Consider the following 26,644-nt stretch of genomic DNA (forward strand, 5'->3'; position numbering starts at 1 on the left):
CAATCATTTTTTGGCAATTTTTACTGTTTTTTGGCAAAAAGAGCTAAAAAACAATCTTTTTGATTTGCTTTTACCCCGGCAAAGGGCTTGAGAAGCAGCTATTAGCCAACTACGCTTGTTGTATACGATAAAAAAGAGGGGAGCCCATGACCGCACTGGCGGTTATTATCAACCAACAAGCCAACAATGCCCAATCGGCGGCAGCGTATCTTCATGGGTTGAAGGCGGCGGGCATTGCCTATGACCTCTATGAGGTCGATGCCAGCGAGCTCGAGGCCACCATCAAAAACTGCCAGCCAACGTATGAGACCCTTTTAGTGGGCGGCGGCGATGGCACGGTGCGATCGGCTGCTCATTATTGCGCGAATACGAATACCTTGCTTGGGGTTTTGCCGTTAGGGACTCTGAATCACTTCGCTAAGGAATTATTATTGCCATCAACGGTTGATGACATGGTTGATGCTTTAACCCGGCAGACCACCACTCTGATTGATCTGGCCGAAGTCAATGGCCATGTTTTTGTCAATAATTCATCCATCGGCTTTTATCCCAAATTTGCCCGCCGGCGCGATTTTTACAGCCGAAAATATTATAAATTACTGAGCTACATCCCAAGCCTCATCGACAGCCTGCGCAAGCACCCCACCTTGTCTTTGTGTGTAAAAAACGAGGATTTCGTACTTTCCTTGCGCACATCGTTTTTGATGGTGAGTAATAATGTCTACACCTATGAATTTCCTGCAACCATTAAGCGCGAGCATTTTAATAAGGGCCGGCTGGGGCTTTATTTTTTCAGGCACGGCCGGCTGCGGTTACTCAAAATCATTCGAGCCATGCTTAACCGCCGAAGCAATTTTGAATTCAGGGACTCTCAGACGCCCATTGAAATCCACTGTCAGGAAACAGCTCAACTCAATGTATCGCTGGATGGCGATGTCAAACGCATGGAATCCCCCTTGCGTTATAAAATTATTCCGCAATGCCTGCGTTTAGTCACGATGAATAAATCATGACGGTGCAAAGCCTTCCATCATCCGGGTCTTTTCAAATGCTCTTTGGCTATGGCTTCGGCTTCTTCCTGGGTTGGCGTCCCTGGTTCTTTAGTATGAGCCGCGATTTTGTTTAGTAACTCATCAGGTAACGTGGCAAAAAGAGAACCCTGCCGTTTTCCTTGCGCCAGTATTCGGGCATTTTTTCTGACTTCGGCAAAACTTTTTACGGGCTCACTTGCGATCATCGCCGTTTTTAAGTCGTTTAATTGACTAATCTTTTCGTTGATTACGTCGTGCCGGTCGGCATATTCATGCTGCGATAGCATATCGGTCAAGGTTGCAAGATGAGCTTCAAGCATTGCAAATGGATCGCGATCAGCTTCATACACCAGTGGATTTGCTCCGGCCGTCAATAATGAATAGGCTTCATCAAAATGAAGATGATTGATTGCATAATAGAGTGCGCTGGATCCTGAAGAGGAAAGCGTATTAATTCCTGGATTTTCTGCGTTACCAATAACATTTTCAACATTGTTGTGTCTGCCAAAATTACCGGTATACGAGATCTTTGTGGCAATGTGTAGAACAGTTTGTCCATGTTGACCCAGCGTGGCAAAATCAAATCCCCGTTTTGAAGCTTCCGTAACAAATAAGGGAAAGACAAATTGGCATGTTACTCTATCATTACAACCCCAGGCCGCCGTGTGTAAAGGCGTGTTACCGTCATTGTCTTTAATCGTGAAGTCAAGATCTTCACTGGCAAACAGGACGTCTAAAATTCTACTGGCACTGGTAGAACCCATAACATTTCCGATTCGAGCGGTATGATGTAAAAGCGTCATCCCCTCTTCATCTTGCTCTTTAATCAGATTAGGGTTAGCGTCTAGGGCGGCTTTGAGTTCCTCTGGCGAACTGACTAAGTTATCGAATTCATCCGATTTCATGGCGTGTCTCTAAAATGATTGGATTCCCTTAAATCATGGCAGTTTTCAGGACAATTTCTACTAACTATGATCAAAAAATGGTCTTTATGAAAATGGAAGGCAGGTTGATGAATGCCAAGCTATACTCTGGTGATAATTCAAGTACTGAATTAACTCAACTTTTTCGAAGAAAAATCGATTGATCGCAAAAGAGCAAGGACTGCATGATAAAAATAATCCATATTTCCGATTTGCATGTTGGCCACCACCTTGAGGCAATCCCCGAGGCATTTCACGAGGCCTGTGCGCTAATCAAGCCGGATTTATTCCTCATTTCCGGGGATTTAACGCAACGCGCCAAAAGCTGGCAATTTAAAGCCTTAGCCGAATTTTTAGCGCGATTACCTGCTCCGTATCTCGTCACCCCCGGCAATCATGATATCCCTTTCTTTAATGCCATAGCCAGGCTCTTGTGGCCTTTTAAACAGTATAAGCGCCATGTGTCTTCGACGCTTGAAGTCAGTTTCAGGAACGCCGATTGCCGAATCCTGGGGTTAAATTCAGTGAACCCTTATGAAATCAAGGACGGGCGGTTGTCAGAGGCGTCATTGACAAAAATGAAGGCTTTTTTTCAGTCCGAAGGGCAGCAATTAAATATTTTATTCTTCCATCATAATTTTCATTATTTTGAGGGCATGCATAATCCATTAACCAATGCCGAAGAATTTATTGATTATTTAAAGCAAAGCCCCATCCACATCGTTTGTACCGGCCATTTGCATTATGCCAACATTACCCTCATTGAAAAAAACAACGGCGATAATGCCATGATCCTGCATGCTGGCTCTTTGTCCTGTGTGCGCACTCGCGATAAGTTCAACAGCTTCTATGTTATAAATAATGAGCGTCTGACTTGCGAAGTTGATCGGTATGTCTTTGATAAGGGGCAGTTTATTCCGCAGGAAAAATTCGCTGTCGAATTTGCGAAGTAACATACCCATTTGCTTGGGATAGGATTACCATTAGGGGTATCGGTCAATAATTCCTGGAGACAGTCAATGGATTTGACCAGGCTTGAACAGCGTTTACATGCTATCGAAGAGCGCCTTGCTGTGATTGAACAGCATCTTGCCATTCCTGCACCGTCCTTAGGCTGGCATGATCCTGTTGTACCTGTTTCCAATGCCGGAAAAGCGGATGTGAGCAGGCCTCTGAACACGCCAAAATCAGGTAATTGGTTGGGGACAATCGCCGTGGTGTGTTTTGTGCTGGCGGCTGGATTCATTATCAAACTGTCCGTTGACAGTGGGTGGTTAACACCCGGGCGGCAAATTGTCATTGCAGCGGTCTTTGGATTGTCATTAATTGGAACCGGGTTTGCCTTGTTGCATGCTGACCGCGCCTATGCCAGTCTGTTGCCAGCGGCTGGGGTGATTATTCTTTATCTTTCTGTTTTTGCGGCGCATCGCGTTTATAACCTCGTGCCGTTTAATACGGCCATGGCCCTCATCGTCATGGTATCGCTGTTATGCATCGGCCTGTATCTGAAAATAAAACACGATGCCTATGCGATATGCGCAGCAGCAGGCGCTTACCTTGGCCCGATTATTCTGGGTTTGCAGGCCGCCTCGATGTTTTCAATGTATTATTTTGTTTGTTGCTCCCTGACCTTTGCCACCATTTCTATCTGGCTCCGTTCGCGGATAATGACCATTCTGGCCGCTTATTTAGCTATATTGATTACTTCTCTCATTGGGCTTCAATTAAACGATGATGTCACCATCGCGGTTGTTCTGGCCTTACATTTTCTGATTTTTACCCTGGGGACCTATCTGTTTACCCATGTGCATCAACAGGAATTAACTGAAAAAGAAGCCTGGGGTTTCTTTCCTGTCCTCATGCTGTTTTATGCGATGGAGTACTTTTATATCGATAGGAGTTATCCAGGGTTGGCCCCCTGGCTGTCGCTGCTGTTTGCCGGGTTGGTGTTGGTGTTGTATGTCTCGGCCAAACACCTGTTTCCAGACGGTCGCATTAAAAGCCAATCCATGATTTTTGCTTTTGTGGCGATTGTGTTATTTCATTCATTTTATATTGAACTGCTGCCTGCCTCCGTGAAACCCTGGCTGTATGTGTTGATCATGCTGGCCTTAGCCTTTTTACCGCTTAAGCCGGCCACGATGAAAGACAGAGGCACTTATTATGTTCCGGCACTGATTGGCTTTGTTATTCTCGCCATTGAATACATCAATATTCTTAATCACTTGCTGCACCTTAATTCAAGCATGGCCGCGGGTGACGATCCTTCATCCTGGCTTATGGTCGCTTTTGCCGCCCTCATCAGTACATGGTTAGCCCTTATTTATCGCCGCGATGATCTGGCTCAACATGAAGAATACGGCTCCAGTTTGCTGGGCGCTGCCCATTTACTGGCTCTTGCCGGTTTTTATCGTTTGGCGGATCCTTACGGCTCATTGGCTGTTTCCGCCTGCTGGTTGTTTTATGCCATGGCCGTCATGGCCTTTGCCTATCAACGCCGGGATAAAACCATGGCGAAATCGGCCCTGGTGGTTTTAGGTTTTGCGGCAGGTAAAGCCCTGCTCTACGATGCGGCGTCGACCCCCACCATGGTCAGAATTTTTTGCCTGTTGCTCACGGGTGGGGTGCTATACGGGGCCGGCTTTTTAATGAAGAAAATTACGGAATGGGAAAAATAATCCACGTAAGGGATTGATCTAGGAGCATTTTGGTTGGATATTTACCCAATAGTGTTGACCAGTGGCAAAAACAAAGGGATCGTTCATGCATACATCGAATTACATTTATCATCACGGCGAGCAGGAATTGCACGGTTTTTTAGCCTATGACGATTCACACGACAGGCAGCGGCCTGCGGTACTCGTAGCCCACGATTGGACCGGGCGTAATGATTTCGCCTGTAAAAAAGCGGAAATGCTCGCCAAAATGGGTTATCTGGGTTTTGCCCTGGATATGTATGGCCATGGGCGTCTGGGTGAGACGACGGATGAAAAAATGGGACTTATGCAGCCGTTGGCCAATGACAGGCTTTTATTGCGCGACCGCATTAACGCGGCCTTTGACGCCGTCATTGCCATGCCGGAAGTGGATAACAACCGGGTGGCGGCCATTGGTTTTTGTTTCGGCGGCCTTTGTGTCCTGGATTTAGCCCGAAGCGGCGTGCCTTTAAAAGGGGTAGTTAGTTTTCACGGTCTTCTCAATAAACCCAAAGAACTGCACACCCATCCTATCAGTGCCAAAATCCTGGCCTTGCATGGCTACGACGATCCCATGGTTCGCCCTGATCAGGTGACTGAGTTCTGTCAGGAAATGACCGATGCCCAGGTCGATTGGCAGGTGTACATGTATGGTCATACCGAGCATGCGTTTACCAACCCAGAGGCGCATGATATGCAACTGGGGACCATTTACAATCCAGTTGCTGAGCGACGCGCCCTGAAGGCGATGGATAATTTCCTGCAGGAAATTTTTGCTTAATCGTCGTCAAGCACACAGGAAAAGATGCTCAAACCCGGAAAAGGACAGGCTGTGATGTTTTCGCTGCGGTACATAGGCGGGATCGAGCTGTAATTCCGGGTAGCGTTCAAGCAGCACGCGGATAAGGCGGCTCATTTCAATTCGGGCCAATTTCGTGCCGAGGCAGAAATGGCTGCCATAGCCATAACTGAAATGGGGGATGGCCTTGTCCTGAAGCGTCACCGCATGGGGGGCGTCGAAACAGGCTGGATCACGATTTACCGCATGCGTTGAAATAAAAATCACTTTGCCGCGTTCAATAAGCCGGCCTCCTAATACCGTATCCTGTTTAGCCACACGAAAAATAAAGGTGACGGCGGGATCCAGACGGTTACATTCCTCAAGGATCGCATCAAGCCGGTTTCTATCCTGCTGTAGCGTTGACCAAAGCCCGGGTTCGGTCAGCAGGGTATACAGATTATTGCAGAGTTGATCGGTGGTCGTGACCTGACCGGCAACCAGCATCATAATTGCCTGGGAAATAATGTCCTCATCATTCAGGCCGAAATGCGCCTGATGCAAAAGCAGGGTGCTTAAAAAATCCGGGCCGGGCATCCGGCGGCGAGACTCGATGAGGTTGGCGAAATAGTCATATAACCGTTTGGCGCTGTGGTTAACCTGAATGCCGTCGGCATCCTGATACGTGGTGGAACCGCCAAAAAATTGCGTCATGTTATTTGACCACTCATAAAAATCATGCCGTTCGCTTTCAGGGATGGCAAACAATTCAGCCAGGGCAGTGGACGGGATGATTTGCGCTACCTGATGCACAAAGTCAAACGGTTCGCCGGGTTTAAAGTCCGCCAGACAGCGGTCGATGGTGGCATCAATCAGCGGCTTTAACTGGTCAATGGTCTGGTGACCAAAGCCATGATAACAAATGCGTCGCCTGTCGGTGTGCTCTGGGGCATCGCTCATCACCATCATGCGGCTGACAACCTTGAAAAAATCACTAATCAGGGACAGATTCATGTCCGGCATACGTGAAATAAAGAAGGGGGTGCGATCACAGGTGTAATCTTCACTGGTCAAGACCTGTTTGGCTAAATCATAAGCGGTAATCACAAAAAACTGGCCTGGGTCCCACCAGAAAAGCTCACCCATCTCACGCAAGTGGCGGCTGAATTCGCCAGGGGTTGTGCTTTGTTTTAACTGCATCAGGGTATAAGGTTTCATAAGAGTTGTATCCTTCTTAAATGACGGGGGCTGTGTTTACTAAAGGCATTGCGGCCATGCAAGAGCGCAAAGTTATCAGCAAGAAGGTAATCGCCTTCCTGCCAGCGGTGTTCGTAGCAGTGCTGCGGTGCGCGCATGACACGGCTTAACGTGTTCAGTATGGCATCTGACTCCAACGCGCTTTTGCCAAGGACTGCCACGTCGACGGGATTTAAGTAATCCTCGCCCACGGGTTCGGCAAAGCGGAGAATGGTTTCGCCGGTATCCGGATGCAGCATGACCATAGGCCGAACGATGGAACCGCCATAGTGAACCCGTTTTTCAGTTTTAAACGTGAACGTGTAATCACGCCACGCAGCTTGTTGCCTTGCCCTGGCTGTTTTCCACACCCGTTGGGTATTCACAAAAACAGTCTCACCGCCGCAATGCGGCAGAGGCGCTTTTAAACAGTGGAAGAAAAGAAAACGCGGCTCCTGATGAAAGGCGCCATCCCAGTGCAGCGGTACATCGCCTTCAGTAAACAGGTAGTTGGGTTTACGTTTATCGACCCGCATGTCCATCACCGGACCTGTGTCCCAATAAAGAAGCGGTGCCTGGCTTTGCAAATAATCGACCAGCTCGTCTTTACTGAGCGGTTTAAACCCCCGCATCAAAACTAACTGGTGTTCTGTTACCTGATTAAGGATCGTGTTGAGCGGTACCCGGGTGAGATCATCCTGTCTGGCTGTTATCACGTGGGGGGTAAAGGGGGGCATTGGCGTTCGCATCAGCAAGCCTCCAGAACATAATGATCATGATTTAAACGGGCGCCAAGCTGTTCAGCTTCCTGTCGTTTGACCAGTTGCCAACCATTGGGTCTTTTTAGCATGACGTTATGCCAGGGGGTGGCCCATTGGTTACTGGCGGGTAGAAACTGAATGCCCAGTTTGTCAGAACCGCAGGGTTGGGGATGAATGGATAAGCGCAGGCTGTTTGGAAAAGATTTGGCCAACAGCCGCGACCAGGCATTGGAGCGCCGTATCACCTCATAGGCCACAGATTTAGCCTGCTTTCGAATCTGATTTTTCGACAGGCCCGGGTGCAGTGCCAATTGATCTTCAACGATGAAACGATGGATGCCGTTAAACTGATACAGCAAGGCGGGATCGTCCTCGATACGGGTTAAAAGGGCTGGCAAGGATTCAGCATACTCCATCATTAACCGCTCGCGCATACGAGTGTATGTCAGCGAGTCATAGATATCATCCAGTGAAAACGTTGAAAGATGGTTTAATTGGTTATCCTTGATGATTTGCTTGATGCCGCGCTGATAAATGTCCACGTCCTCATCGCTGACTAACACCAGATCGTTAAACACCCGCCCATCGGAACAAATGATAAGTTTAACGCCGTGGCTGTAGGTTTGTTGCATGGACGCGCAGAGGGCATTTAAATGGCTTAATCCCATCACTTCACCGCGATCAGGATGGGGGGACAGGGTTTTTTTGCGGTTAGCCGATTTGGCAGGGAAAGCAGGCAGGATCATCACCAGCGGCAGTTGCCTTTGAATGGCAAATGTCAGGTATTGTCTGGGATGATGCTGGCAATGGGGGCAGAGCGCTTTGCGGCAGGCGCTGTGCCCCGGTTCACTGGAACGGAGACGATTCATCAGGAGAAACGTTAACTCATTGACTACCTCATCATGATTCATGTCATTCATATTGATCCTGCTGTGATTGGGTTCAAAAGCAGGTTAGAAGAAATCTGTATAATTTGATAATATTAAGTTTTTATGAATTTAATTAATAAAATTAATGGAAATTGATTTTGATGCCTTGCATACGTTTGTCACAGTCGTGGAAAAAGGCGGCTTCAATGCTGCGGCAGAGGCTCTGTTTAAAACACAGCCAGCCATCACCCTCGCCGTGAAGAAACTCGAGAACCGCTTAAACCTCTGTTTGTTTGATCGCAGTCATTATCGGCCGCAACTGACACCCCAAGGTGAAAAATTGTATAAACGGGCCAAGTCGCTGGTGAGCCATTGGCGGCATTTAAACGAGTTTTCCCAGCAATTGGGAGCAGGCATGGAAAGCGACATTACCATTGCCATCGATGTGTTTTATCCCTTAAATGCATTAAAAGAATTATTGCGCCACTGGATTAATACCTACCCCTTGACCCAGTTTCATTTTCTATCGGAATCCTTAGGCGGTGCCTGTGAACGTTTATTGCGGCAGCAGGCGGATTTGGTGATCAGTGAAAACCTGATTTCTGATCGGGCGGTGGAAATGATTGTGTTGCGTTCAGAACCCATGGTGGCTGTTGCATCCCCGCGCTTTGTCGAACAATTTGCCGAGAAACTGCATGATTTGGATGATTTATCCGATTGCATGCAAGTCATTTTGCGTGATTCATCGCAGTCGGATTTTACGTTTGGCGTTCTGGAACACGGTCGCCGCTGGACAGTCAGTGATGTTCATGCCAAAAAAGACATTATCCTTGCCGGTTTGGGCTGGGGCCGTCTGCCTTTACACCTGGTGGCGAAAGAGCTGGCTCATGGCAGTCTGCAACGGCTTATTGGGCCGCATATTGATGAACGCCTGTTAACCATGGGGGCTATTCGCCTGCAAAAGCCGGCTCACACGCCGATTGTTGAACGGTTATGGGCTGATCTGCACACCCTGAAACAGGGTGCCGGGTGTTCGCTTTGATTGCTTAATAAGCAAACTTGTGGCGCCAGGGGACGCCGTGATATAAACGGCTGTTAAATAACGCTTTAGCTAACACAGGAGATGCCAATGACTCAGAAGTTTGGTGACATTACCAAAGGAATCAGTACTCAATTAGCAAAATTACGCAAAGAGATGCCTGACGTGATGGCTGGTTTTTCGGCCCTGTCGCAAGCCGCGACCAAAGACGGGGTACTCAATAAAAAAACCAAAGAGCTCATTGCCATGGCGCTGGCTGTGGCCAATCATTGCCCTGGCTGCATCGGTTTTCATTCGCAGGCCTTGGTCAAACTGGGCACGTCCCGCGAAGAATTGATTGAAACCTTGGGCATGGCTGTTTATATGGGGGGTGGACCTTCTCTCATGTATGCGGCTGAAGCACTGGAAGCCTTTGAAGAGGCAAGCCAGTAAACTGGACTTGAGGCCGGTTAGAGCCGGCCTTCTGCTCTTATTGGCCGGATAAGCCTCCGACGTGTTGAATGGCCTGCGGCAAATTCGATTGACCTTTGCAGGGGTATGCTTTAGCCACCCCAAGCCAGGCAACCTGCGAGACCGTCATCTTGTCTTTGTCGCTTTGCTGACTGGAAATTTCATTGTAGGTCTGCATAATAATGCCATTGAGGGTGACCGCATTGAGTGAAACGCCATTGGGCAGGCAAAAGAGGGGGCGTCCCTGGGTTTTAGCCAGTTCATTGGCTTGCATCAAGGTTTCAGCCACTGTTTCACTGGTAATGGTCAACACATTGCGGGCTGAGCGCGCCCAGGCCTGCGCCTGCGGATCCGCTTTCATCTCCATTTGCGGAATGTTGTTGGCGATGTTCATGTAATGGTCAATGGTGTCGGCATGAAGGCCTGCTGCGAAGGCTGCGGCAGTACAAAAAAGGAAAGAGCGCATGGTTGTTCTCAATGATCTAAATGCGTACATGCCCTTAATGATAATTGACCACAGGGTATTTGCAACTGTTGTTGTTCAACAAATAATCCCCATACTCCGTATCGCTGTCAGTAAATCCGCTTCATGAATGGGCGACTGAATGAGGCCTATGTATTTATCCGGCCTCACCAGAACGGCCGTTTCATGCTCAAGTGCAAAGCGTTTGTGCAGTGAAAAAGCGGGATCAATATAGATTGAAGGAAAATCACCTGGCAAGGTTATGGTGTCGCTCACCACTGCGTGAACGGCAGCAAAGGATTGCACCCGTTCAGCCAATCGCGGCAATAGCGCTGAAAACGCGGTTAAATCACCTGGATTTTGCCCGCAAAAAACAAACAGATGATGGCGTGTGCCACGGGTGAGGAGTGACGCCGTTTCCTGGCTGCCACGCTGCTTATCCATCAGGCTGAAATCCCCAATGTACTCGCCGATTTTCAATTGACCCGCTGTGCCCTGCACGTAAACAATCGGGCTTTTGGCGTAAGAAATGGTGAGTTCCGCCAAGTCTCTGGCTATCGCTTTACGCACCGGTTTAAGGGAAACCATTAGCCGGGCAAAAGCATTGCGCAAACTGATTAACACAGGATTACGCAAAAGAATCATTCGGGTCATGAGATCGGTTTTTTTCAACACCTGTTCACCAATGGGATGGCGTTCGGCCTGATAACTGTCCAGCAATTCGTCTTTGGCCAATCCTCGTTGTACCATGGCCAGCTTCCACACGAGGTTATAAATATCCTGGATGCCGGTATTTAAACCCTGACCACCCATGGGGCTGTGAATATGCGCGGCGTCGCCGGCAAAAAAGACCCGACCGTGGCGATAATTTTGAATCTGGCGATGATGAATGGTGAATTGACTAAGCCAGAGAGGATTGGACAGGGTAAATGCCTCAAGGCTTCGGATTTTAAATTCGCTGACAATGTCATCCAGTGTCAACTCGCCGCTGAATGCAGGCGGGGCGGTCATCACTACGCGGTAGCGGGTTTCACCCATGGGGAAACAGGCTAAAGGCCCCCGATCGTTGACGTAGATAAGCATTTTATTCTGAGGCTTTGCCCAGTCAATATGGACATCGGCCAGCCACCAGGTTTGCTCATAGGCTGCCCCCTGAAAGGATTCGTTGACCAGGTGACGCAGGGTACTGTGTGAGCCGTCGCATGCCATCAGCCAATCGGCTTCAACCTCTTGTGTATTGCCATCTTTGTCTTTAAGGGTGGCTTTAACGCCCAGACTGGATTGAGAAAAGGAGACCAGCTCCGTTTGCCACGCTACTGGCATCTGTTGACTCATGAGTCGCTGGTAAAAAATGGCCTCGGTTTGATTTTGGGGTAAATCGATTAAATAGTTGCGGTTGGACCCGATGCCGTTAAAATTGACTTCAAAAAGCGGTTTGCCTTTGGAATTAAAAATCGCGCCTTCGACCCGCTGCCCCTGACTCAGTATTTCTTTCAGAAAATCACAATCGTCCATGACATCCAACGTACGGATGTGCAGGCCCAAGGCTTTGGATTTGTCGCTTAACCCCTCTTTTTTGTCGATAATCCGGACTTTCAGGCCGTGACGAAGCAATTCGTTGGCGCAAAACAAACCCACGGGCCCCGCACCGACCACTAAAACGTCCGTTTTTGTCCTTTCCATACATTCACTCCAGCGTCCATTGCAGAATGGCGGCTTCATGCCGATATGTTTTCATTCTAGTGTGAATTGGAGAAAAGGGTTAATGTTTTCGACTGGGACGGATAGGGAGATAATTGTAATGAGAGGCGGCCGGCTCGGCACCACATTCGTCATAGGTATTGTCAAGGCATAGAAAAAAGCAGGTGGCCCCGCGCCGTCGAGCGCTTCTTAACGCATCCTCCATGGTGGGAAATACGGCTACACCTATCCCTTCATGAATATAGTCTGTCCTGTCATTATGAATGAGTTCGACTAAATATTGATGCAAATCACTGCGTGAATAAATCAAACCGACCGTACTTTCATGAGATAAATCCATGATTTCTTTACGAGATATATTCGCCATTGGATAGACTCCCATCGACACTACTTATAAAGTATAGCTTATTGGTCAAAAAATAAGCTAAAATCGATCATAGGCTGACAAACAGCTAAAAAAGCATTATTTTCAGGACGAATCATTTATACTTTGGTAACACTTCTTATTTCTTGTCTGCCATGAAAATACGGATCTTTGATTTCGATTGGACAATTACCCGCGAACACACGTTCAACAGAACCCATTTGCACGCGCCTGAAACGAATATTAAAGGGGGCATTAGCAGGCTTTTCATCCATGATGAGAACAATCTTGCCGCCATTGCCAGTTATCACAATGACCCGGATTACATCAAACGCTATATCGAATTTATTTTGGGCACTCCTCTCACATTAAAGGAAAGAATGGACGCCTTCGAGGATAATGTCCTGTCTGTTTATGCACTTGAATCAGTATCCACCCCCCTCATCATTTCGACCGTAAAAAGCGATCAGTTCAATACCCGTGTTGGACGCCTGAAAGAAACCGGCAAAAACGTCCAGATAAATCACGTGCTTCAGTATCTTGAAACGGCGAGGACCATTTCTTTGGCGGAGGCCATTGAAGTTGAATTTTATGACGATGATGAGAATAATTACCGTAAGGCTTACGAACTGCCGAGACAATTCAGCTTTACGGCGTTTTACATTGACAGGCTGAATCAAACCGAATTAGTAATTAAAGAACTAAAACAGGCGCGTTTAATGCCTGCTCCCACCACGGAGCTCGCAGAGGACACGGACACAGTGGGTGAGGAGCTGACGTCGCCCTCCTTGTCAGGGTAACAATACCTAAACAGTTTGAATTTTACATTGATGAAAGAAAAAAACATGGGAATTTTGGGCACAGCATTCATGATATTGTTGATGATTTTAATCATCACCCTCCTGCTTATGTATTTTATACCAACGATTAATTTTCGAGACATGCCAGCGGGGTTGGCTGAGGGGGCGCTGGACGCAGGCAAACCCAATTGGGTGAGCAGTCGGGTGCCGAAAAACGATGCCCACTACATTGCTCCTTTGACGATTTCTTCCCTGGCCGCATTAAAAGCGTGTGTCGTGAAGCAGTCGCCGAAAACCACGCTGGTCAAACTGGACGAGGCATCCTTAATTGCCTATCGCCAGAGTCCTGTGTTTAATTTTACTGATTGGTTAATCATCACCAGGGATGGGCAGGTGACATCCAGCGCGACCATGGGCTATTACGATTTTGGCAAGAACCGTGAGTGGGTTGAGAGCCTGCGCGCGCATTGTACAGAACCATCGTCTCCGTAGCGGTCTGTTTACCCCTGGACAAAGCTTTCCTTCAGGTCAGGAATTGTGCTTTGATCACATAGAGTCTTATTGAAATGAGAAACGCATGCAAGATTTTGCTGGCAAGAACATTGTATTAGGAATTTGCGGCGGTATTGCCGCTTACAAATCAGCCTACCTGATTCGGGAATTGACGCGCCTGGGTGCTGATGTGCGGGTGGTCATGACGCAATCTGCGCAGCAATTCATAACGCCGCTGACCTTACAGGCTTTAAGCGGCCATGATGTACGCACGACCTTGTTTGATTCACAGGCTGAGCGCGCCATGGGCCATATCGAATTGGCACGTTGGGCTGATTACCTGTTGATTGCACCGGCTTCAGCCAATTTTCTGGCAAAAATGGCCAATGGCCTGGCAGATGATTTGTTATCCACGCTCTACCTTGTCACGGACAATCCCGTGATCGTTTGTCCGGCTATGAACCGCAGCATGTGGCAGCATCCGGCCACACGCGACAATTGCGAGCGTCTGCGCAACCGGGGGGTTGTGTTTGTCGGACCAGAAGAAGGCCTTCAGGCCTGCGGGGAAGAAGGGCCTGGCCGTTTGAGCGAGGTGGATGCCATCCTGACCGGTTTAAGGCTTCATACCATCAGCGGCCTTTTAACCGGCAGAACAGTGATGATTACAGCGGGTCCTACCTGGGAGGCGATTGATCCGGTCAGGATGATCACCAACCGCAGCTCGGGTAAAATGGGCTATGCTCTGGCCGCCGCGGCACAACGGGCTGGCGCTCATGTGATTTTAATCAGTGGACCATCGGCTTTGCCCGTCCCCTCAGGCGTGACCTGTTACCCGGTTGAATCAGCGAGCGAGATGCGATCGGCCGTAATGGAAGCCCTTAAGCCGGGTATGATTTTTATCGGTTGTGCCGCGGTGGCGGATTACAGGGTTGAACAACCCGCATTAGAAAAAATTAAAAAACAGGCGATGGACGACCTGTCGCTTAATCTGACTAAAAACCCGGATATTCTATCTGAGGTTGCTTTAAGCGGCAAAGCCGCTTTTGTGGTTGGCTTTGCCGCGGAAACCACCCAGGTGGTTCACCATGCCAAACAAAAACTTAAAGCTAAAAAACTCGATATGATCATTGCCAATCAGGTCGGGGGAAATAAAGGCTTTGATCAGGATGGTAATGAAGTCACCGTGATTACGAAAGAGGGGGAAAGGACGTTGGCCTTCCAACACAAGACACGCGTGGCGGGAGAAATTATTGCAATTCTTGCGGCAACTCTTCAAAATGGCTCCCTTACTAAAGCAAGGAATTAATATGCTTCAAGCGATTCAACTTAAAATTCTTGATCCCCGCCTGGGTAAAACCATTGAATTGCCCTCCTACGCAACGCCCGGTTCGGCAGGTCTTGATTTGCGGGTCTGCATGGATGAGCCGTTGCAAATTGCGCCGAATGAAACGGTCTTGTTACCCACAGGTCTTGCAATTTACATCGCTGATCCCAACCTGGCCGCGGTGATTCTTCCCCGTTCAGGTTTGGGTCATAAACATGGTATCGTACTGGGCAATCTGGTGGGGTTGATCGATTCGGATTACCAGGGGGAGTTAAAAATTTCCTGCTGGAACCGCAGCCAGGATCATTTCACCGTTCAACCCGGTGATCGTATCGCTCAATTGGTTTTCCTGCCCGTGGCCCGAGCCAGTTTTACCGTGGTTGACGCCTTTACCGAAACGAGCCGAGGTGAAGGCGGCTTTGGCAGTTCCGGGAGACAATGATGCATTATCAACCACGGCCAATTGACCGTGCGGTTTTTCGCGCTTATGACATTCGCGGCGTTATCGGCACCCATTTGGATGAGGATGCCTTTTATACGATTGGCAAGGCCATTAGCCTCGAATTACAGACCCTGAAACGCCGTAAAATTTTTGTAGCCCGCGATGGGCGTTTAACCAGCGACAGTTTATGCACGGCGTTAAAACAGGGGCTATTAGACAGCGGCATTGATGTCGTTGATTTGGGCGCGGTGGCGACACCGGTCATGTATTACGCCACCTGTGCCTATGATTTGGACTGCGGGTTGATGGTCACCGGCAGCCATAACCCGGCTGATTACAATGGCATCAAAATCATTCTTGCCGGTAAAACGCTGGTGCAGACAGACATCGATGCGTTATACCAGCGGGTTTGCCAGGGTCAGTTTCAATCCGGCATGGGGACATTGATTAACCAGGATGTGCTTTTAGACTACATCGCCCGCATTGTCTCCGACGTGGTTTTAGCGAAACCATTAAAAGTCGTTGTGGATTGCGGCAACGGCATTGCCGGCCCGGTAATCCCGATGGTGCTTGAAAAACTGGGGTGTGAGGTTATACCGTTGTATTGCGACGTGGATGGGCGTTTTCCCAACCATCACCCTGATCCAACCATTGAAGACAATTTACGCGATTTACAGCAGGTCGTGGCCTTGCATCAGGCTGATATCGGGCTTGCTTTCGACGGTGATGCTGATCGCCTGGGCGTGGTCACCAACACCGGCGAAATCATCTGGCCTGACCGTTTAATGATGTTTTATGCCCGCGATCTGTTAAAGCAGGTGGAGGGTGCGACCATTGTATTTGATGTCAAATGCTCCAATCATCTCGCCCGAGTGATTAAAGCGGGAGGCGGTACGCCAAAAATGTGCCCTACAGGCCACTCCATCGTGAAGTCGGTGATGAAGCAGGAGCAGGCGGCACTCGCAGGTGAAATGAGCGGCCACCTGTTCTTCAAACATCGCTGGTATGGATTTGATGATGCGCTCTACAGCGCTTGCCGTTTGCTGGAAATTATCAGTGCGTCGCCGCTTACTGTGGGCGAGCAGTTTGCTGCAATCCCCAATAGCATCAATACGCCGGAAATTAAAATCCCTATTCCGGAAGAAGAAAAATTCCCCTTCATGGAGCGCTTCATCCGCGAAGCCCATTTTCCTGCGGCCGAGATCATTGATATTGACGGCATGCGTGTAGAATTTCCAGATGGCTGGGGTTTGTTACGCGCCTCCAATACGACCCCTTGTCTGGTGGCACGGTTTGAGGCGGTAAATGAAGAACGGTTGGAAGCCATTAAGAATTTATTTAAATCACAACTTAAAAAAATAGATCATGGTTTAGCCATCGATTTTTAACTCATTGCTTTTTTTGACGGCGTGCTGGGTGGTCATTTTTTGACGGAGTCCTGATCTCACTTAACCAGTACCGGGCAATATCCACGCGCCGCGCAATCCATACATCGGGAAACCGACGTAAGTAATCAATGAATCGCCTGACGGCGAGGCATCGTCCCGGATGGCCGCTGATTCTCGCGTGCAAGCCGATGGTCATCAGGGCGGGGCGATTGTCTTCATGGAGATAATCGAGCGTGTTTTTAAGCGCAAGGTAAAAGGCATCCGCGTTTGGGAAGCCAGGATTGGTGGTATAACGAAAATCATTGCAGACCAGCGTGTAGGGGATAATCAGATGCTCTTCTTCAATATAAGGGAGATCATCAGCATAACTGTCAGAATCATAGAGAAACCCGCCGATTTCCCGCAGCAATGGCCGAGTATGTTCACTGCGTCGACCGGTATACCACCCTTCTGGCCGTTGGCCGGTTAATTGCTCAATGGTGTTAACGCATTGTTGGATGTGTTTTTTTTCTTCCTCTTTTGGCATAAACGCATAATCAATCCATCGCCAGCCGTGGCCGGCGATATCATAACCGCTGAACCGTAAATACTGGCAGAGTTCTGGATTGAGTTGCAGCGCGAATCCGGTGGCAAAAAAAGTTAAAGGAATGGCTTTCTGCTCAAACAGCCTAAGAAGCCGCCAGATCCCGGTGCGGCTTCCGTATTCAAACAGGGATTCCATGCCTAAATGGCGCAGGCCTTGAGGACGCGGCGGCATGGGAAATTCACCGCCATAGGTCTCAGCCTGTGTATCGCCGTTAAGCGGCGTTAATTCGGCACCTTCTTCGTAATTAATGACAAAATTAATGGCGATGCGAGCCCCCCCTGGCCAGCAGGAAATGGGGGTGTGACCCGCGTAACCGGTTAAGTTTCTGCCCATCATTAACCCAATTCAAAGGTAGTAATGCCATAAATGTGCTCAATGGGCAGCTTAGGCTCACCTTTTAAGTACATTCTGGCCGTGGCGAAGCATTTTTGCATGGCGTGCCGATTGACCAATGCGAAGGCATGCGGATTATTTTCGGGTATATCAATGTATACGGTCTCCCCCTTGGCATAACTGGCTAAACTATCGAATAAGCCAAAGGCAATGTGGGAATTATCGGCAAACAGGGGACCGATTTTAAAGCCTTGTTGGCAAGCGCGCAGAACGCCATAGCCTTTTAATTGACCATTGATAACCCAGCCTAAGGCCGCCCCTTCAGGCTGCCTTATCCAGTGCCGCAAAAATTGCTCCCGAGGGGCTGGAAAGTGCCGTTTATCGTAGGCAAATAATTCGTTCTCCTGCTCTGGTCCAAGCGGGACAATGGCATTGTTAAATTCCTTGAGTATGGGTAACCCCTGCCCTTTGTAACGGGCATTCTGATGGGCAATTTGATATCCCAGGCGTTCATACTTGTTGAGCATGTTGAGTACACCGTCAATGCCGGCGTTGCGGTTTCCCACGTAATCGAGGCGTTTTCGGGTTAATTCAAGACCATAGCCTTTGCCGCGGTATTCGGGAGCGACCATGTAAAAACCACAGAAGGCAAACTGATCGTCATAAACAACCGCTGATCCCATGGCAATGATTTTTCCATCCAGCTTGCCGATGAAAAACCCTTCAGGATCGGCCTCATAAAAACACTCGGCATCGTGTAAACCGGGATTCCAGCCCTCATTGGTTGCCCATTGAATGGCCAATTCGATCTCGTCCCTGGTCATGCGGCTCACGGAGTAATTCGCTAACATGGCCTTTTCCTTGCCTGAATAAACCAAGATTATGCTTATATTTTAAATATAGCAGCAAGGCACTCGTGCTGATTTTTCAAAAAGGTAAAATAACGATCAATTGTGTAAAAAATTTCCTGTCATGGCCTCGTCCTGGTCAGATATTAAAAGGGCCTCTTGCAGATTTTCTGACTTCAGGTTTTCAGTCGGGTCAGAAAGATGACGGAACCCCTCTTTTTTTTGCTCTTTCTTTAGCCGACTTTCAACAATTATGTCCATGGCAAAGGTACGATTAAAGGATTTTAATTGTTGTCTTATTTGTGTTTTTTTCCACTCTGCGGTTTCGCTTGCCATGGCCTGCGTTGCTGCATAAATCCCACAGATGATGGCGGTGCCCAGAATGACAGCTGCCAGCAGGGGAATAGCGCCAAATCCTGTCATAATGCCTAAAGAAGAAACAACTCCCATCATACCGGCACTGCATCCGGCTATGGAACCAAATGTACCGACGAAGCTTAAAAAAGCGGTTTGTGCCAGCTTTTTTGCGGGGGGAGCAGGTAGTCTGGCCTGTATTGCGGCCAAATAGTGTTTGGCGGCGAGCTGAATCATTTGCTCATCCGGTATCTTCGCACCGGCATCATTCATTTTTAATAACAGTATGGATAGAAAAGGCACTAATTGTTTTGGAAAATCGTCTTTTTTTCGCAGCCATTCCCGCACAAATTTAACATAATTGCAATCGCCTCTTAGCATAAAGACAGCATAAAGATTGTCGACCAGTTCTTGACTTGCCTTCACAAATTTGGCTTCTGACTGTTCTTTTTGCTGTTTTTCCTGCCGATAGGAAAAATAAAAGACAGGTAAACAAATGAGCAAAAACAACAACGAACAAGCCGCCCCAAAACCGACAACAGTCAGGCCGCCTAGAGCAAGACTTAAAGCAGAACTGACAATTCCAAACAAAGGCCAGGCTACTCCAGCACCCGTCCCAAGACCGGCGAAGAGCGATTTGGATAGAGTCATCGTTATAATTATATAGAAAAACCAAAAACAATAGCAAGATTTAATGAGTAAAACAACCTTGAATGTTCTTTTAATGTGCTTTATGGTAGTTAACCGTGTGATTAATCCAGGGATTCAATGATTCAATGCAATGAAGTCAACTACCAGCATGGCGATACCGTATGTCAAGGGTACCTTGCTTATGATGATCAGGCGAGCGCGATTCGCCCCGTGGTCATGATTGCGCCTGACTGGCGCGGACGCGGGGAGGCTGCGTGTGAAAAGGCACGGCAACTCGCGAGCATGGGTTATGTGGGTTTTGCCATGGACATGTATGGGGAGGCTCGCGTAGGCCTTGATAATGAACAACGGCGCGCACTTATGACGCCGCTGGTCCAAAATCGTGAGCATTTGGCCGAGCGTCTTCTTGCGGCTTATAATACCGTGTGCCATTTACCCCAGGTGGATGCCCGGCGAATAGCGGCCATTGGCTACTGCTTTGGTGGATTATGTGTACTGGATTTGGCAAGGACCGGTGTTGCGCTTCGAGGGGTGGTCAGCTTTCATGGCTTGCTTTCTGAACCCGCAGGCAGCCATGCTGACATCCAGGCTAAGGTACTGGTTTTGCATGGCTACGATGATCCGCTGGTGCCTCCAGAACAAGTCAGGCAGTTTGCTGATGAAATGACGCGCAAGCAGGTCGATTGGCAAGTGCATATGTACGGTTTAACCGCGCATTCTTTCAGCAATCCTGAAGCCCATGAAAAAGAAACGGGATTGGTGTATAACGCGGCGGCTGACCATCGTTCGTGGCAGACCACGGCGTTATTTCTGGACGAAATTTTCAAGGATTAGCGGCCGTCTTATGACAGGCCGCTTTTTTATGTCGGCTCTTAGCCAGAGAAAGACGTCATCGGATAGCTTTTATTGACATTCAATAAGGCATCGGCCGTTTTGGTTCCAAAGAAGCTGCACAGGCGGTGCCTGGCTAAAGCGGTTTTCACGGCGGCGTTTTGCCTGACGTCGCTGTCTTTGTCTAAAACGGCCTGGTTGAGTGCGGCTTCAATAGCGTCGGCTTTACGATTATTGCCAATACTGAAAAAAGACAGTGCGTTTTTTCTGAGGCGTTTAATTTCTTGCTCGACTGCCTGGATCCCTTTGGGGGTATTTTTTAGAGCAGGTTGCAGAATAAGGATATCGGTTTGCTGTTTAGCCGGCACAAGGTGTAAGGGCCGTTTCATGGCATCAAATCCCTCATCGGCAGCATCATTCGTGATAACAAAACCAAATTTGGTGTAGAGCCTCTTGGCTATGTCATTTCCTTTCCGTACCTGCAGACTGATAGAGGGCTGAGTATAATGGGCTTGTGCGGCCTCAATCACGGTCTCCATTAATCGCATGCCAATTTTATTACCAGCGGCCTCGGGATCGACACCCAGATTGGAAATGTGGATATTATTCCCCTCGGGTTTGGCAAACACATACCCCTTCATCTGCCCGGTTTTTTCATCATAAGAGACAAAAGCAAGACCGGGCTGAAAATAATAATTAAAGGTATATTCGGTCCAGGCTTTCTCATTCGGAAATACGATGCGATCAAGGGCCAGAAACGCTTTGCAGTCCTCTTTGGTCATCGGTCGGATGGGCATGAAGTACACCGTTACTCAAAAAGCCGAATTATAGTGATTAAATGTTAAGGGGAAATTAAATGATACCCAGTAAATGCAAGGGATTTGTTTTCCGTAATGCCGTTTGGCGGGACGCCGGAAGGGCTAATTCATGAAACAGGGTATTCGTATATTCGTGCCAGGTGTGAATATCGATTTGACTGCTTTGACCTAAATCGGAGCTATAAATGACCCGCGGCAGGGTTTGGACGACATCGGCAAAATCCTCTTTATCCTGATAATACAACAGGTAGGTTAACAGGGTTTGTTCTATCCAGAGCCAGGTCAGATGGGATAAATTTGCAAGTTCCGGTGCCTGCAGGTGCGTCAGGGGGTTGGCCGGCTGATTCAGCAAAAGCGCCGGCACATGGTGCTGGATACAGGCATCAATCAGCGCATAGACCTCTTCTTTTGACGCATGTCCTGTGGATAAAACAATGGGGTAATCCGTAGCCATTTTGATCACATCGATTACTTCCGGGCGCAAGTGCGATTGGTCATTAAAGAGGGTTTCCCCTTGTTGGGTCGCCGCATTAAGGCGTGGGTGAGTTAACTCCCTGGCCAGGCGAGAACGGTAATGCCGCCCGGTAATGGTGGGGAAGTGGACAATCATTTTTCCAGGAAGGCTTGGCTGATACTGGGCCAAGGCCTGCAACACCGCACGGTAATGAATGCCGCCACTGATGTGATTGAGGATAAGGGATGGCCAAACCGGCAACCCCTGTTTTTGGGCGAGCGTCGCCTCAATGCTGGTTGCACCGAGATGACTGGTTAAAACGACAGCACCCCGCAAGGATTGATAAATGCGGCCTGCCGTTAAAGCATCCACTTTACGCTCATAAAGATCAGGATTGGCATGGTAATGAATATCAATGAAGTCCAGTTCAGCAGAAATCATTTCATATCCTTTGTCTCAGGGTTTAGCCAGGGTTGATCGTAACGATACCTTTCCCGGGCCTCGTCAAGACGCTGCCCTTTTCTGACGGCATCCATGATTTTATGTTCAGTCTGGCAAATGGCCTGTGCCTTCACCAGAACGTCGGCCAATACCTTAACCGGGATCACCAGCACCCCATTGTCATCAGCAAACAGAATGTCACCGGGGTGGATGACAACCCCATTGATGGTAATGGGGCATTGTTCACCCGATTTTTGCACGCGGTTTTTGCCGGAGCGCATAAAGCGCTCAACCGAGAATACCGGGTAGTTGCTTTGCAGAATCTCGGGAACATCGCGCACAGCGCCATGGACGATGGTACCGGCTATGCCTCTGACCAAAGCCGTCTGGGTGAGGATATCACCCCAGACGGTGCAATCAATCCGCCCCTGATTATCAATAACAATGACGGCATTGGCCGGCACGTTATCCATGTAATTCGCCGCTTGCTTAAACGGTTGCCCGGCGGTTCGTTGAGAGGGACTGTATTGGACCGTATAGGCAGGCCCTGCCAGTTTTTGGCCAGGGGCAATGGGTTTAATGTGCAGGAGCGCACCGTCCACGCCGCAGGCATCCAGGGCATCGGAAATTTCAGCCGTGCTGAACTGTTTGAGTTGTTGAAGCTGTAAATCCAGGGTTAATTTTTCTCCCTCGCCCCTCTGTTTTAAAAAAAACGGGGTCGGCAAGTCAGGGTGAATAATCTGCTCGATGATCACCTGAGCCATCTCGTCTGTGGTGCTGTTGCCGCCTAAATCATAAGTAAGGTAACGACCATCCTGAATAACCGCGGCGATGGCACGCGTGATGCGCTCGGCCTCCTCGCAGTAGCCAAAATGATTTAATAACAAGCCAATGGTCAGGAACATGGCGCTGGGATTGGCACGGTGGGCGCTTATGCGCGGGCCGCTGCCGTGTACCGGTTCAAAATAGCAGCCCTTATGACCAATGTTGGCGCTGGGGGCAAAGCCCAGGCCGCCCATAACAGCCGCCCCGACATCAGAAAGGATATCGCCAAACATGTTTTCAGCGACAATGACGCCAAATTCTTCAGGCCGCCTGACCAGCCAAAGCGCGGTGGCATCGACGTTGGTTATATCTGCGTGAATAGCAGGATAGCGTGCGGCCACTGCTTCAAAAATATCACGCGCAAACGCGCTGCTTTGCCGTAAAACATTGGGTTTATCGGCAAACGTGACGCGGGTGAAATGATTATCCTTGGCGTATTGAAAGGCAAATTCAAACAGCCGTTGCAACCCATCCCGACTTTGCAGGCGCAGCGTGACGCTCAAATCCTGACTTGCGGTATGCTGCCAGCGCTTTTGTTGATGAATCAAGTTGCTGATGGACTCTGGAGCCGGGTGAAAATCAAAACCTGCATACAGGCCTTCAGTATTTTCCCGAATGATGCAGAAACGGAATGGCTTTTTACCGTCAACCAAATTAAAACAGGGCCTGACATTAGCGAATAAATTAAGGTTTTGCCTGAGTTGAATAAGAGGGGAGACGTATTCCGCATGATGCTTTTGCAGTTTGGGTGATAGTTCACGTAAGGCTTCGCGCATGGGTTTGCTGGTAATGGCACCGATTAATGTGGCATCGCAATGACGGATTAATTGCCAGGTTTTTTCCGGAAGGGGCTGCCCATGCTCCTGCCAGCAGGTCCAGCCAATGTCGCCGCGATGAAGCTCGACAGGTAGATTCAAGGCCTTAAAAACCGGCAAGGCGGCCTCGGTGACCTCCTTACCGATGCCGTCACCCGGCAATACGGCAATTTTTATCACATCATTCAGCGTCATAATCCAGTTTCTCCAGGATTATTTTTTTGCAAAAAGGTAGATTATCCTGCAATACGCGCATGCTCGCGCCCGGAACAATGATCAATTGACCCTGGGGCGGAGCCAGCACATTCTGGCGATTGACCAGATTGGATTTCTCACCAATAAAATGCAGGTAATTTGCCTCACTCGTTGTTATTAGTTTAGATGAATCTGTAGCCAATACTTTCGTTAAGCCCGTGATGAGGCGATGCTCTGCTGCTGCCGTGTCGGCAATAGACCACGCGTGGACAGGGGGCGGATTTGGAAAATAAACGTCGCTGTACAAGCATTCAAGGGCTGTTTTCAGTTGGTGCTGTTGGCACAGGTGGACAACCCGCATCAATTTTTCAGTCAGGGGCTTATCCGCGAAAGCGGGGGTTGAGAAGAGAATCAGAGGCTTGTTGACGAACAGGGAAAGGCATTGCTGCAGGATGACGCCGCCAAAAGAAAAGCCCATAAATCCGTGGTAGCCCGGCATGGTGGCAATCAGTTTTTCTCGCCAATGCTGATAATAGGCATCATTGGGCAGCGTGATGTCCACTTCCGCCAGAGGGTCAAACACATCTAACTGGTAATGGGATGATAAAAAACCAAGCGAATCGGCGATGCCGGTAAGGTCGGTGGATTGCGGCATGACGGGTGCCAGGATTAAAAGGCGTTTTTGAGTCATTGGTCAACCCCGGGTAACTGTTTTGCGCAGTATATAAGATATGCCTACTTAACGGAATGTTGCTTCACTTGTGCGGTCGAAAGATCGGCGATGCCGCGAATAAATTCATCCATTTCAATGGCTTCCTGACCAATGCCCAGTGCATGCCGGGTATAATTGGATGCCGTGAGCAAATCATCCAGATTGTATTTGGTCAGTTGATTGGCGTGAAGATAGGCGGCAAAAAATTCGGTTTTGAGGTTCCCTATCCCTTTTCCCATTCCCGCCAGGGATGCATCCACATACTGTACGCCCGCATCGATGGCGGCCAGCGTGTTCGCTTGCGCCAGACCGAGATTATCGTGGGCATGATAGCCAAAAGCGATTGGATAACGGGGAATGTAGCGCTTATAAATCCCGCTGACGCGGGCAGGCATGAGGCTGCCATTGGAATCGGCGAAATAAATCATATCAGGGTGGTGGCTTGCGGCCTGGGCTACGACGTTATCCAGTTCGCTCTCCTGGTACTGGGAGGTATGGATGAAATTAACCGAGACATCAAGACCTGTGTCTTTGACGCGATCCAGGGTTTCACAGGCAGCCTGGATACCGCCCCGGATAACGCAGATGCGAATCAGTTTGACGCCGCAGGCTTTCATTTCGACAAAATCACTGCGAGCGACATTCTCAGGATGCACCATCACGGCTATGCGGGCGCGTTGAATGAGGTTTTGACATAACTGCAGGTAGGATCTGGGGCATAACCCGGCATCGCCAATGCCGGGAATAGGGTGCAAGGACCCATTGCGATAACCCACCTCGATGTATTCAATGCCAGAATGATCAAGCGGGGTGAGTATGGCCTTTAAATCATCCGATGAAAAATGAAAGTTGGTCCTGTGGCCCCCGTCCCGTAGCGAGACATCTAAAACGTGTAATGGGTTCATGGTACGCCATCCTGCTTCCGCTGTTTAAATCAGTTTCCTGTAAAAGAAATATAAAATGGGGAGTAATATTAAACTTCTTACATAAAACGCGGTTCGATTATGTTTATATAGCACATGCAGGTAAGAAAGGGGGTGGCGATAGATCAATGAGCGGACAATAATTTTAGTCACCTGCCGGGCTTTGCCTTTTTGCGGTGTTTCGTGGATGCGCACGCTGGGGGCCGGATTGGCTTCAATGATGACACCGCCCGACTCTTCAATGGGGATGGTTAAATCCACGCATTCAATGTCAAGTCCTGCGACAGCCAGGTTTAAGGTGGCCGCCGCTTTTTTTAATAAACGGCGGTTTTCCCGGCACACGCGGGTTTTAATGGTTTCATAGGTCCCGCCACGGGTGGCATTGCAGGTATAACACAAGTCCACGCGTTCGTTCAGTTTGGGGATGTCATTGATACTCATGCCCAACTCGCTCAGCCTGATTTGGCATTCACCGTCGATCTGGATAGGTTTTAAGGTGTCGCTTAGGCGGGCGCGTTCGGCATTAGCAAGTTCGACTAACTCGCTAATCGTATGTTGCCCGTCACCGATGACGTGAGCGGGGTAGCGGCGTACCACACCGAGGATGCGTTGCCTAAACATTAAAACACGGTAGGAATTTAAATTACCGTGGAATTCCTCAATGCTTAAAAATTCATAGGCAGGAAAAATATCCTCCATGAATGCCTTTAATTGGTCCATCGTCTGAATATTGCAAACCACATCACGTCCAAGACGTCCTTCTTTCGAGGGTTTAACCACCAGCGGAAAGCTTAAATCGGCAATCACTTCTTCAAGAAGGCCGTTATGAAAATCATCGACATGAATAGCGGTGGCTTTAGGTACCGGGATGCCGGCGCGCTCAAGCATTTTATTGGCACAATACTTGTTGCTGGCGATATTGGCGCTGCAACTGTTGTTAAAAGGGGTTTCACCGCCGCGAAAATAATAGGTGCGTTTGCCTAACTGAACAGCCACCCCTTCAATATCTTCCACCAGTTCGGCTGGCAGCAGCAACTCTTTAGCGGATTGATAATAAGCCAGAGTATTTTTATTGTAATTTAAATCAACGGATGTGTGCAA

The 26,644-nt window shown here is 48.8% G+C and carries 28 protein-coding genes; 12 read left to right on the top strand and 16 right to left on the bottom strand.

Going from position 1 to position 26,644, the window contains the following annotated elements; translation table 11 throughout:
• The first annotated feature begins 146 nt into the window (after window positions 1-146).
• Window positions 147-1,013, top strand: a complete 867-nt coding sequence (locus Lery_RS07785) for a diacylglycerol/lipid kinase family protein (protein ID WP_058526690.1) — start codon at window positions 147-149, stop codon at window positions 1,011-1,013.
• A 17-nt stretch (window positions 1,014-1,030) separates the two neighbouring features.
• On the opposite strand, the gene Lery_RS07790 is transcribed toward Lery_RS07785, so the two are convergent.
• Complete coding sequence (locus Lery_RS07790; protein WP_058526691.1) at window positions 1,031-1,936, bottom strand: ankyrin repeat domain-containing protein; 906 nt, start codon at window positions 1,934-1,936, stop codon at window positions 1,031-1,033.
• A gap of 203 nt (window positions 1,937-2,139) precedes the next feature.
• On the opposite strand from Lery_RS07790, the gene Lery_RS07795 reads away from it, so the two are divergent.
• The 3 genes from Lery_RS07795 (at window position 2,140) to Lery_RS07805 (ending at window position 5,431) form a co-directional block, all read left to right on the top strand.
• On the top strand, window positions 2,140-2,907 hold the full coding sequence (locus tag Lery_RS07795; RefSeq protein WP_237759178.1) for a metallophosphoesterase family protein: 768 nt from the start codon (window positions 2,140-2,142) through the stop codon (window positions 2,905-2,907).
• 66 nt (window positions 2,908-2,973) lie between these two features.
• Entirely contained in the window at window positions 2,974-4,632 is a 1,659-nt protein-coding gene (locus Lery_RS07800; protein ID WP_058526692.1) for a DUF2339 domain-containing protein, read from the top strand.
• An 85-nt stretch (window positions 4,633-4,717) separates the two neighbouring features.
• On the top strand, window positions 4,718-5,431 hold the full coding sequence (locus tag Lery_RS07805; RefSeq protein WP_058526693.1) for a dienelactone hydrolase family protein: 714 nt from the start codon (window positions 4,718-4,720) through the stop codon (window positions 5,429-5,431).
• A gap of 6 nt (window positions 5,432-5,437) precedes the next feature.
• Here Lery_RS07805 and Lery_RS07810 read toward each other — a convergent pair whose 3' ends face one another.
• From Lery_RS07810 to Lery_RS07820, 3 genes are read right to left on the bottom strand one after another with little or no spacing between them, the layout of a single operon-like run.
• On the bottom strand, window positions 5,438-6,646 hold the full coding sequence (locus Lery_RS07810) for a cytochrome P450 (protein WP_058526694.1): 1,209 nt from the start codon (window positions 6,644-6,646) through the stop codon (window positions 5,438-5,440).
• Complete coding sequence (locus Lery_RS07815; protein WP_237759179.1) at window positions 6,643-7,413, bottom strand: TauD/TfdA dioxygenase family protein; 771 nt, start codon at window positions 7,411-7,413, stop codon at window positions 6,643-6,645. The genes Lery_RS07810 and Lery_RS07815 overlap by 4 nt, the downstream gene beginning before the upstream one ends.
• A complete protein-coding gene (locus tag Lery_RS07820; protein WP_058526695.1) occupies window positions 7,413-8,345 on the bottom strand; it encodes an isocyanide synthase family protein in 933 nt (310 codons plus the stop codon). Before Lery_RS07820 ends, Lery_RS07815 begins: the two co-directional genes overlap by 1 nt.
• 94 nt (window positions 8,346-8,439) lie before the next feature.
• On the opposite strand from Lery_RS07820, the gene Lery_RS07825 reads away from it, so the two are divergent.
• Window positions 8,440-9,336: a LysR family transcriptional regulator gene (locus Lery_RS07825; RefSeq protein WP_058526696.1), complete on the top strand. Its 897-nt coding sequence runs from the start codon at window positions 8,440-8,442 to the stop codon at window positions 9,334-9,336.
• Between the two features lie 87 nt (window positions 9,337-9,423).
• Window positions 9,424-9,765, top strand: coding sequence for a carboxymuconolactone decarboxylase family protein (locus tag Lery_RS07830; protein ID WP_058526697.1), 342 nt, complete (start codon window positions 9,424-9,426; stop codon window positions 9,763-9,765).
• Between the two features lie 37 nt (window positions 9,766-9,802).
• Here the strand turns inward: Lery_RS07830 and Lery_RS07835 are convergent, their stop codons facing one another.
• The 3 genes from Lery_RS07835 to Lery_RS07845 form a co-directional block, all read right to left on the bottom strand.
• Window positions 9,803-10,249 carry a phosphatase gene (locus Lery_RS07835; RefSeq protein ID WP_131751065.1) on the bottom strand — a complete coding sequence of 149 codons (447 nt, stop codon included), beginning with the start codon at window positions 10,247-10,249 and terminating at the stop codon, window positions 9,803-9,805.
• 75 nt (window positions 10,250-10,324) lie between these two features.
• Window positions 10,325-11,929, bottom strand: coding sequence for an FAD-dependent monooxygenase (locus Lery_RS07840; RefSeq protein ID WP_058526698.1), 1,605 nt, complete (start codon window positions 11,927-11,929; stop codon window positions 10,325-10,327).
• Window positions 11,930-12,008: 79 nt separating this feature from the next.
• Complete coding sequence (locus tag Lery_RS07845) at window positions 12,009-12,314, bottom strand: hypothetical protein (RefSeq protein WP_065230266.1); 306 nt, start codon at window positions 12,312-12,314, stop codon at window positions 12,009-12,011.
• Window positions 12,315-12,466: 152 nt separating this feature from the next.
• Here Lery_RS07845 and Lery_RS07850 point away from each other — a divergent pair, with 152 nt between their 5' ends.
• From Lery_RS07850 to Lery_RS07870, 5 genes are all read left to right on the top strand, one after another.
• Complete coding sequence (locus tag Lery_RS07850; RefSeq protein ID WP_131751066.1) at window positions 12,467-13,111, top strand: hypothetical protein; 645 nt, start codon at window positions 12,467-12,469, stop codon at window positions 13,109-13,111.
• An 81-nt stretch (window positions 13,112-13,192) separates the two neighbouring features.
• A complete protein-coding gene (locus Lery_RS07855; protein WP_237759180.1) occupies window positions 13,193-13,603 on the top strand; it encodes a DUF1499 domain-containing protein in 411 nt (136 codons plus the stop codon).
• Window positions 13,604-13,688: 85 nt separating this feature from the next.
• On the top strand, window positions 13,689-14,909 hold the full coding sequence (gene coaBC / locus Lery_RS07860) for a bifunctional phosphopantothenoylcysteine decarboxylase/phosphopantothenate--cysteine ligase CoaBC (RefSeq protein WP_058526701.1): 1,221 nt from the start codon (window positions 13,689-13,691) through the stop codon (window positions 14,907-14,909).
• A gap of 1 nt (window position 14,910) precedes the next feature.
• Window positions 14,911-15,369 (top strand): dUTP diphosphatase, encoded by a 459-nt coding sequence (dut, locus tag Lery_RS07865; protein WP_058526702.1) that lies wholly within the window; start codon window positions 14,911-14,913, stop codon window positions 15,367-15,369.
• Window positions 15,369-16,757 (top strand): phosphomannomutase/phosphoglucomutase, encoded by a 1,389-nt coding sequence (locus Lery_RS07870; RefSeq protein ID WP_058526703.1) that lies wholly within the window; start codon window positions 15,369-15,371, stop codon window positions 16,755-16,757. Before dut ends, Lery_RS07870 begins: the two co-directional genes overlap by 1 nt.
• Window position 16,758: 1 nt before the next feature.
• Here Lery_RS07870 and Lery_RS07875 read toward each other — a convergent pair whose 3' ends face one another.
• From Lery_RS07875 to Lery_RS07885, 3 genes are all read right to left on the bottom strand, one after another.
• Complete coding sequence (locus Lery_RS07875) at window positions 16,759-17,676, bottom strand: polysaccharide deacetylase family protein (protein ID WP_131751073.1); 918 nt, start codon at window positions 17,674-17,676, stop codon at window positions 16,759-16,761.
• Window positions 17,677-17,678: 2 nt separating this feature from the next.
• Complete coding sequence (locus Lery_RS07880) at window positions 17,679-18,527, bottom strand: GNAT family N-acetyltransferase (RefSeq protein WP_058526705.1); 849 nt, start codon at window positions 18,525-18,527, stop codon at window positions 17,679-17,681.
• 96 nt (window positions 18,528-18,623) lie between these two features.
• Complete coding sequence (locus Lery_RS07885) at window positions 18,624-19,529, bottom strand: hypothetical protein (protein WP_131751067.1); 906 nt, start codon at window positions 19,527-19,529, stop codon at window positions 18,624-18,626.
• 117 nt (window positions 19,530-19,646) lie between these two features.
• On the opposite strand from Lery_RS07885, the gene Lery_RS07890 reads away from it, so the two are divergent.
• The gene (locus Lery_RS07890) at window positions 19,647-20,363 is read left to right on the top strand and encodes a dienelactone hydrolase family protein (RefSeq protein WP_058526707.1); all 717 of its coding nucleotides are present in this window, start codon (window positions 19,647-19,649) and stop codon (window positions 20,361-20,363) included.
• Between the two features lie 38 nt (window positions 20,364-20,401).
• Here Lery_RS07890 and Lery_RS07895 read toward each other — a convergent pair whose 3' ends face one another.
• Genes Lery_RS07895 through Lery_RS07920 form a run of 6 tightly spaced genes read right to left on the bottom strand, consistent with a single transcriptional unit; the run spans window position 20,402 to window position 26,644 of the window.
• On the bottom strand, window positions 20,402-21,157 hold the full coding sequence (locus Lery_RS07895) for a GNAT family N-acetyltransferase (RefSeq protein ID WP_058526708.1): 756 nt from the start codon (window positions 21,155-21,157) through the stop codon (window positions 20,402-20,404).
• 55 nt (window positions 21,158-21,212) lie between these two features.
• Entirely contained in the window at window positions 21,213-22,073 is an 861-nt protein-coding gene (locus Lery_RS07900; RefSeq protein WP_058526709.1) for a DUF6282 family protein, read from the bottom strand.
• Window positions 22,070-23,908: an isocitrate/isopropylmalate family dehydrogenase gene (locus Lery_RS07905; RefSeq protein ID WP_058526710.1), complete on the bottom strand. Its 1,839-nt coding sequence runs from the start codon at window positions 23,906-23,908 to the stop codon at window positions 22,070-22,072. The genes Lery_RS07900 and Lery_RS07905 overlap by 4 nt, the downstream gene beginning before the upstream one ends.
• Window positions 23,895-24,599, bottom strand: a complete 705-nt coding sequence (locus tag Lery_RS07910) for a hypothetical protein (RefSeq protein WP_058526711.1) — start codon at window positions 24,597-24,599, stop codon at window positions 23,895-23,897. Before Lery_RS07910 ends, Lery_RS07905 begins: the two co-directional genes overlap by 14 nt.
• Before the next feature lie 44 nt (window positions 24,600-24,643).
• Entirely contained in the window at window positions 24,644-25,525 is an 882-nt protein-coding gene (locus Lery_RS07915; protein WP_058526712.1) for a beta/alpha barrel domain-containing protein, read from the bottom strand.
• A gap of 24 nt (window positions 25,526-25,549) precedes the next feature.
• Complete coding sequence (locus Lery_RS07920; RefSeq protein ID WP_237759181.1) at window positions 25,550-26,644, bottom strand: UDP-N-acetylmuramyl peptide synthase; 1,095 nt, start codon at window positions 26,642-26,644, stop codon at window positions 25,550-25,552.

The sequence above is a fragment of the Legionella erythra genome (genome assembly GCF_001467615.1).
GTDB lineage: Bacteria > Pseudomonadota > Gammaproteobacteria > Legionellales > Legionellaceae > Legionella_C > Legionella_C erythra.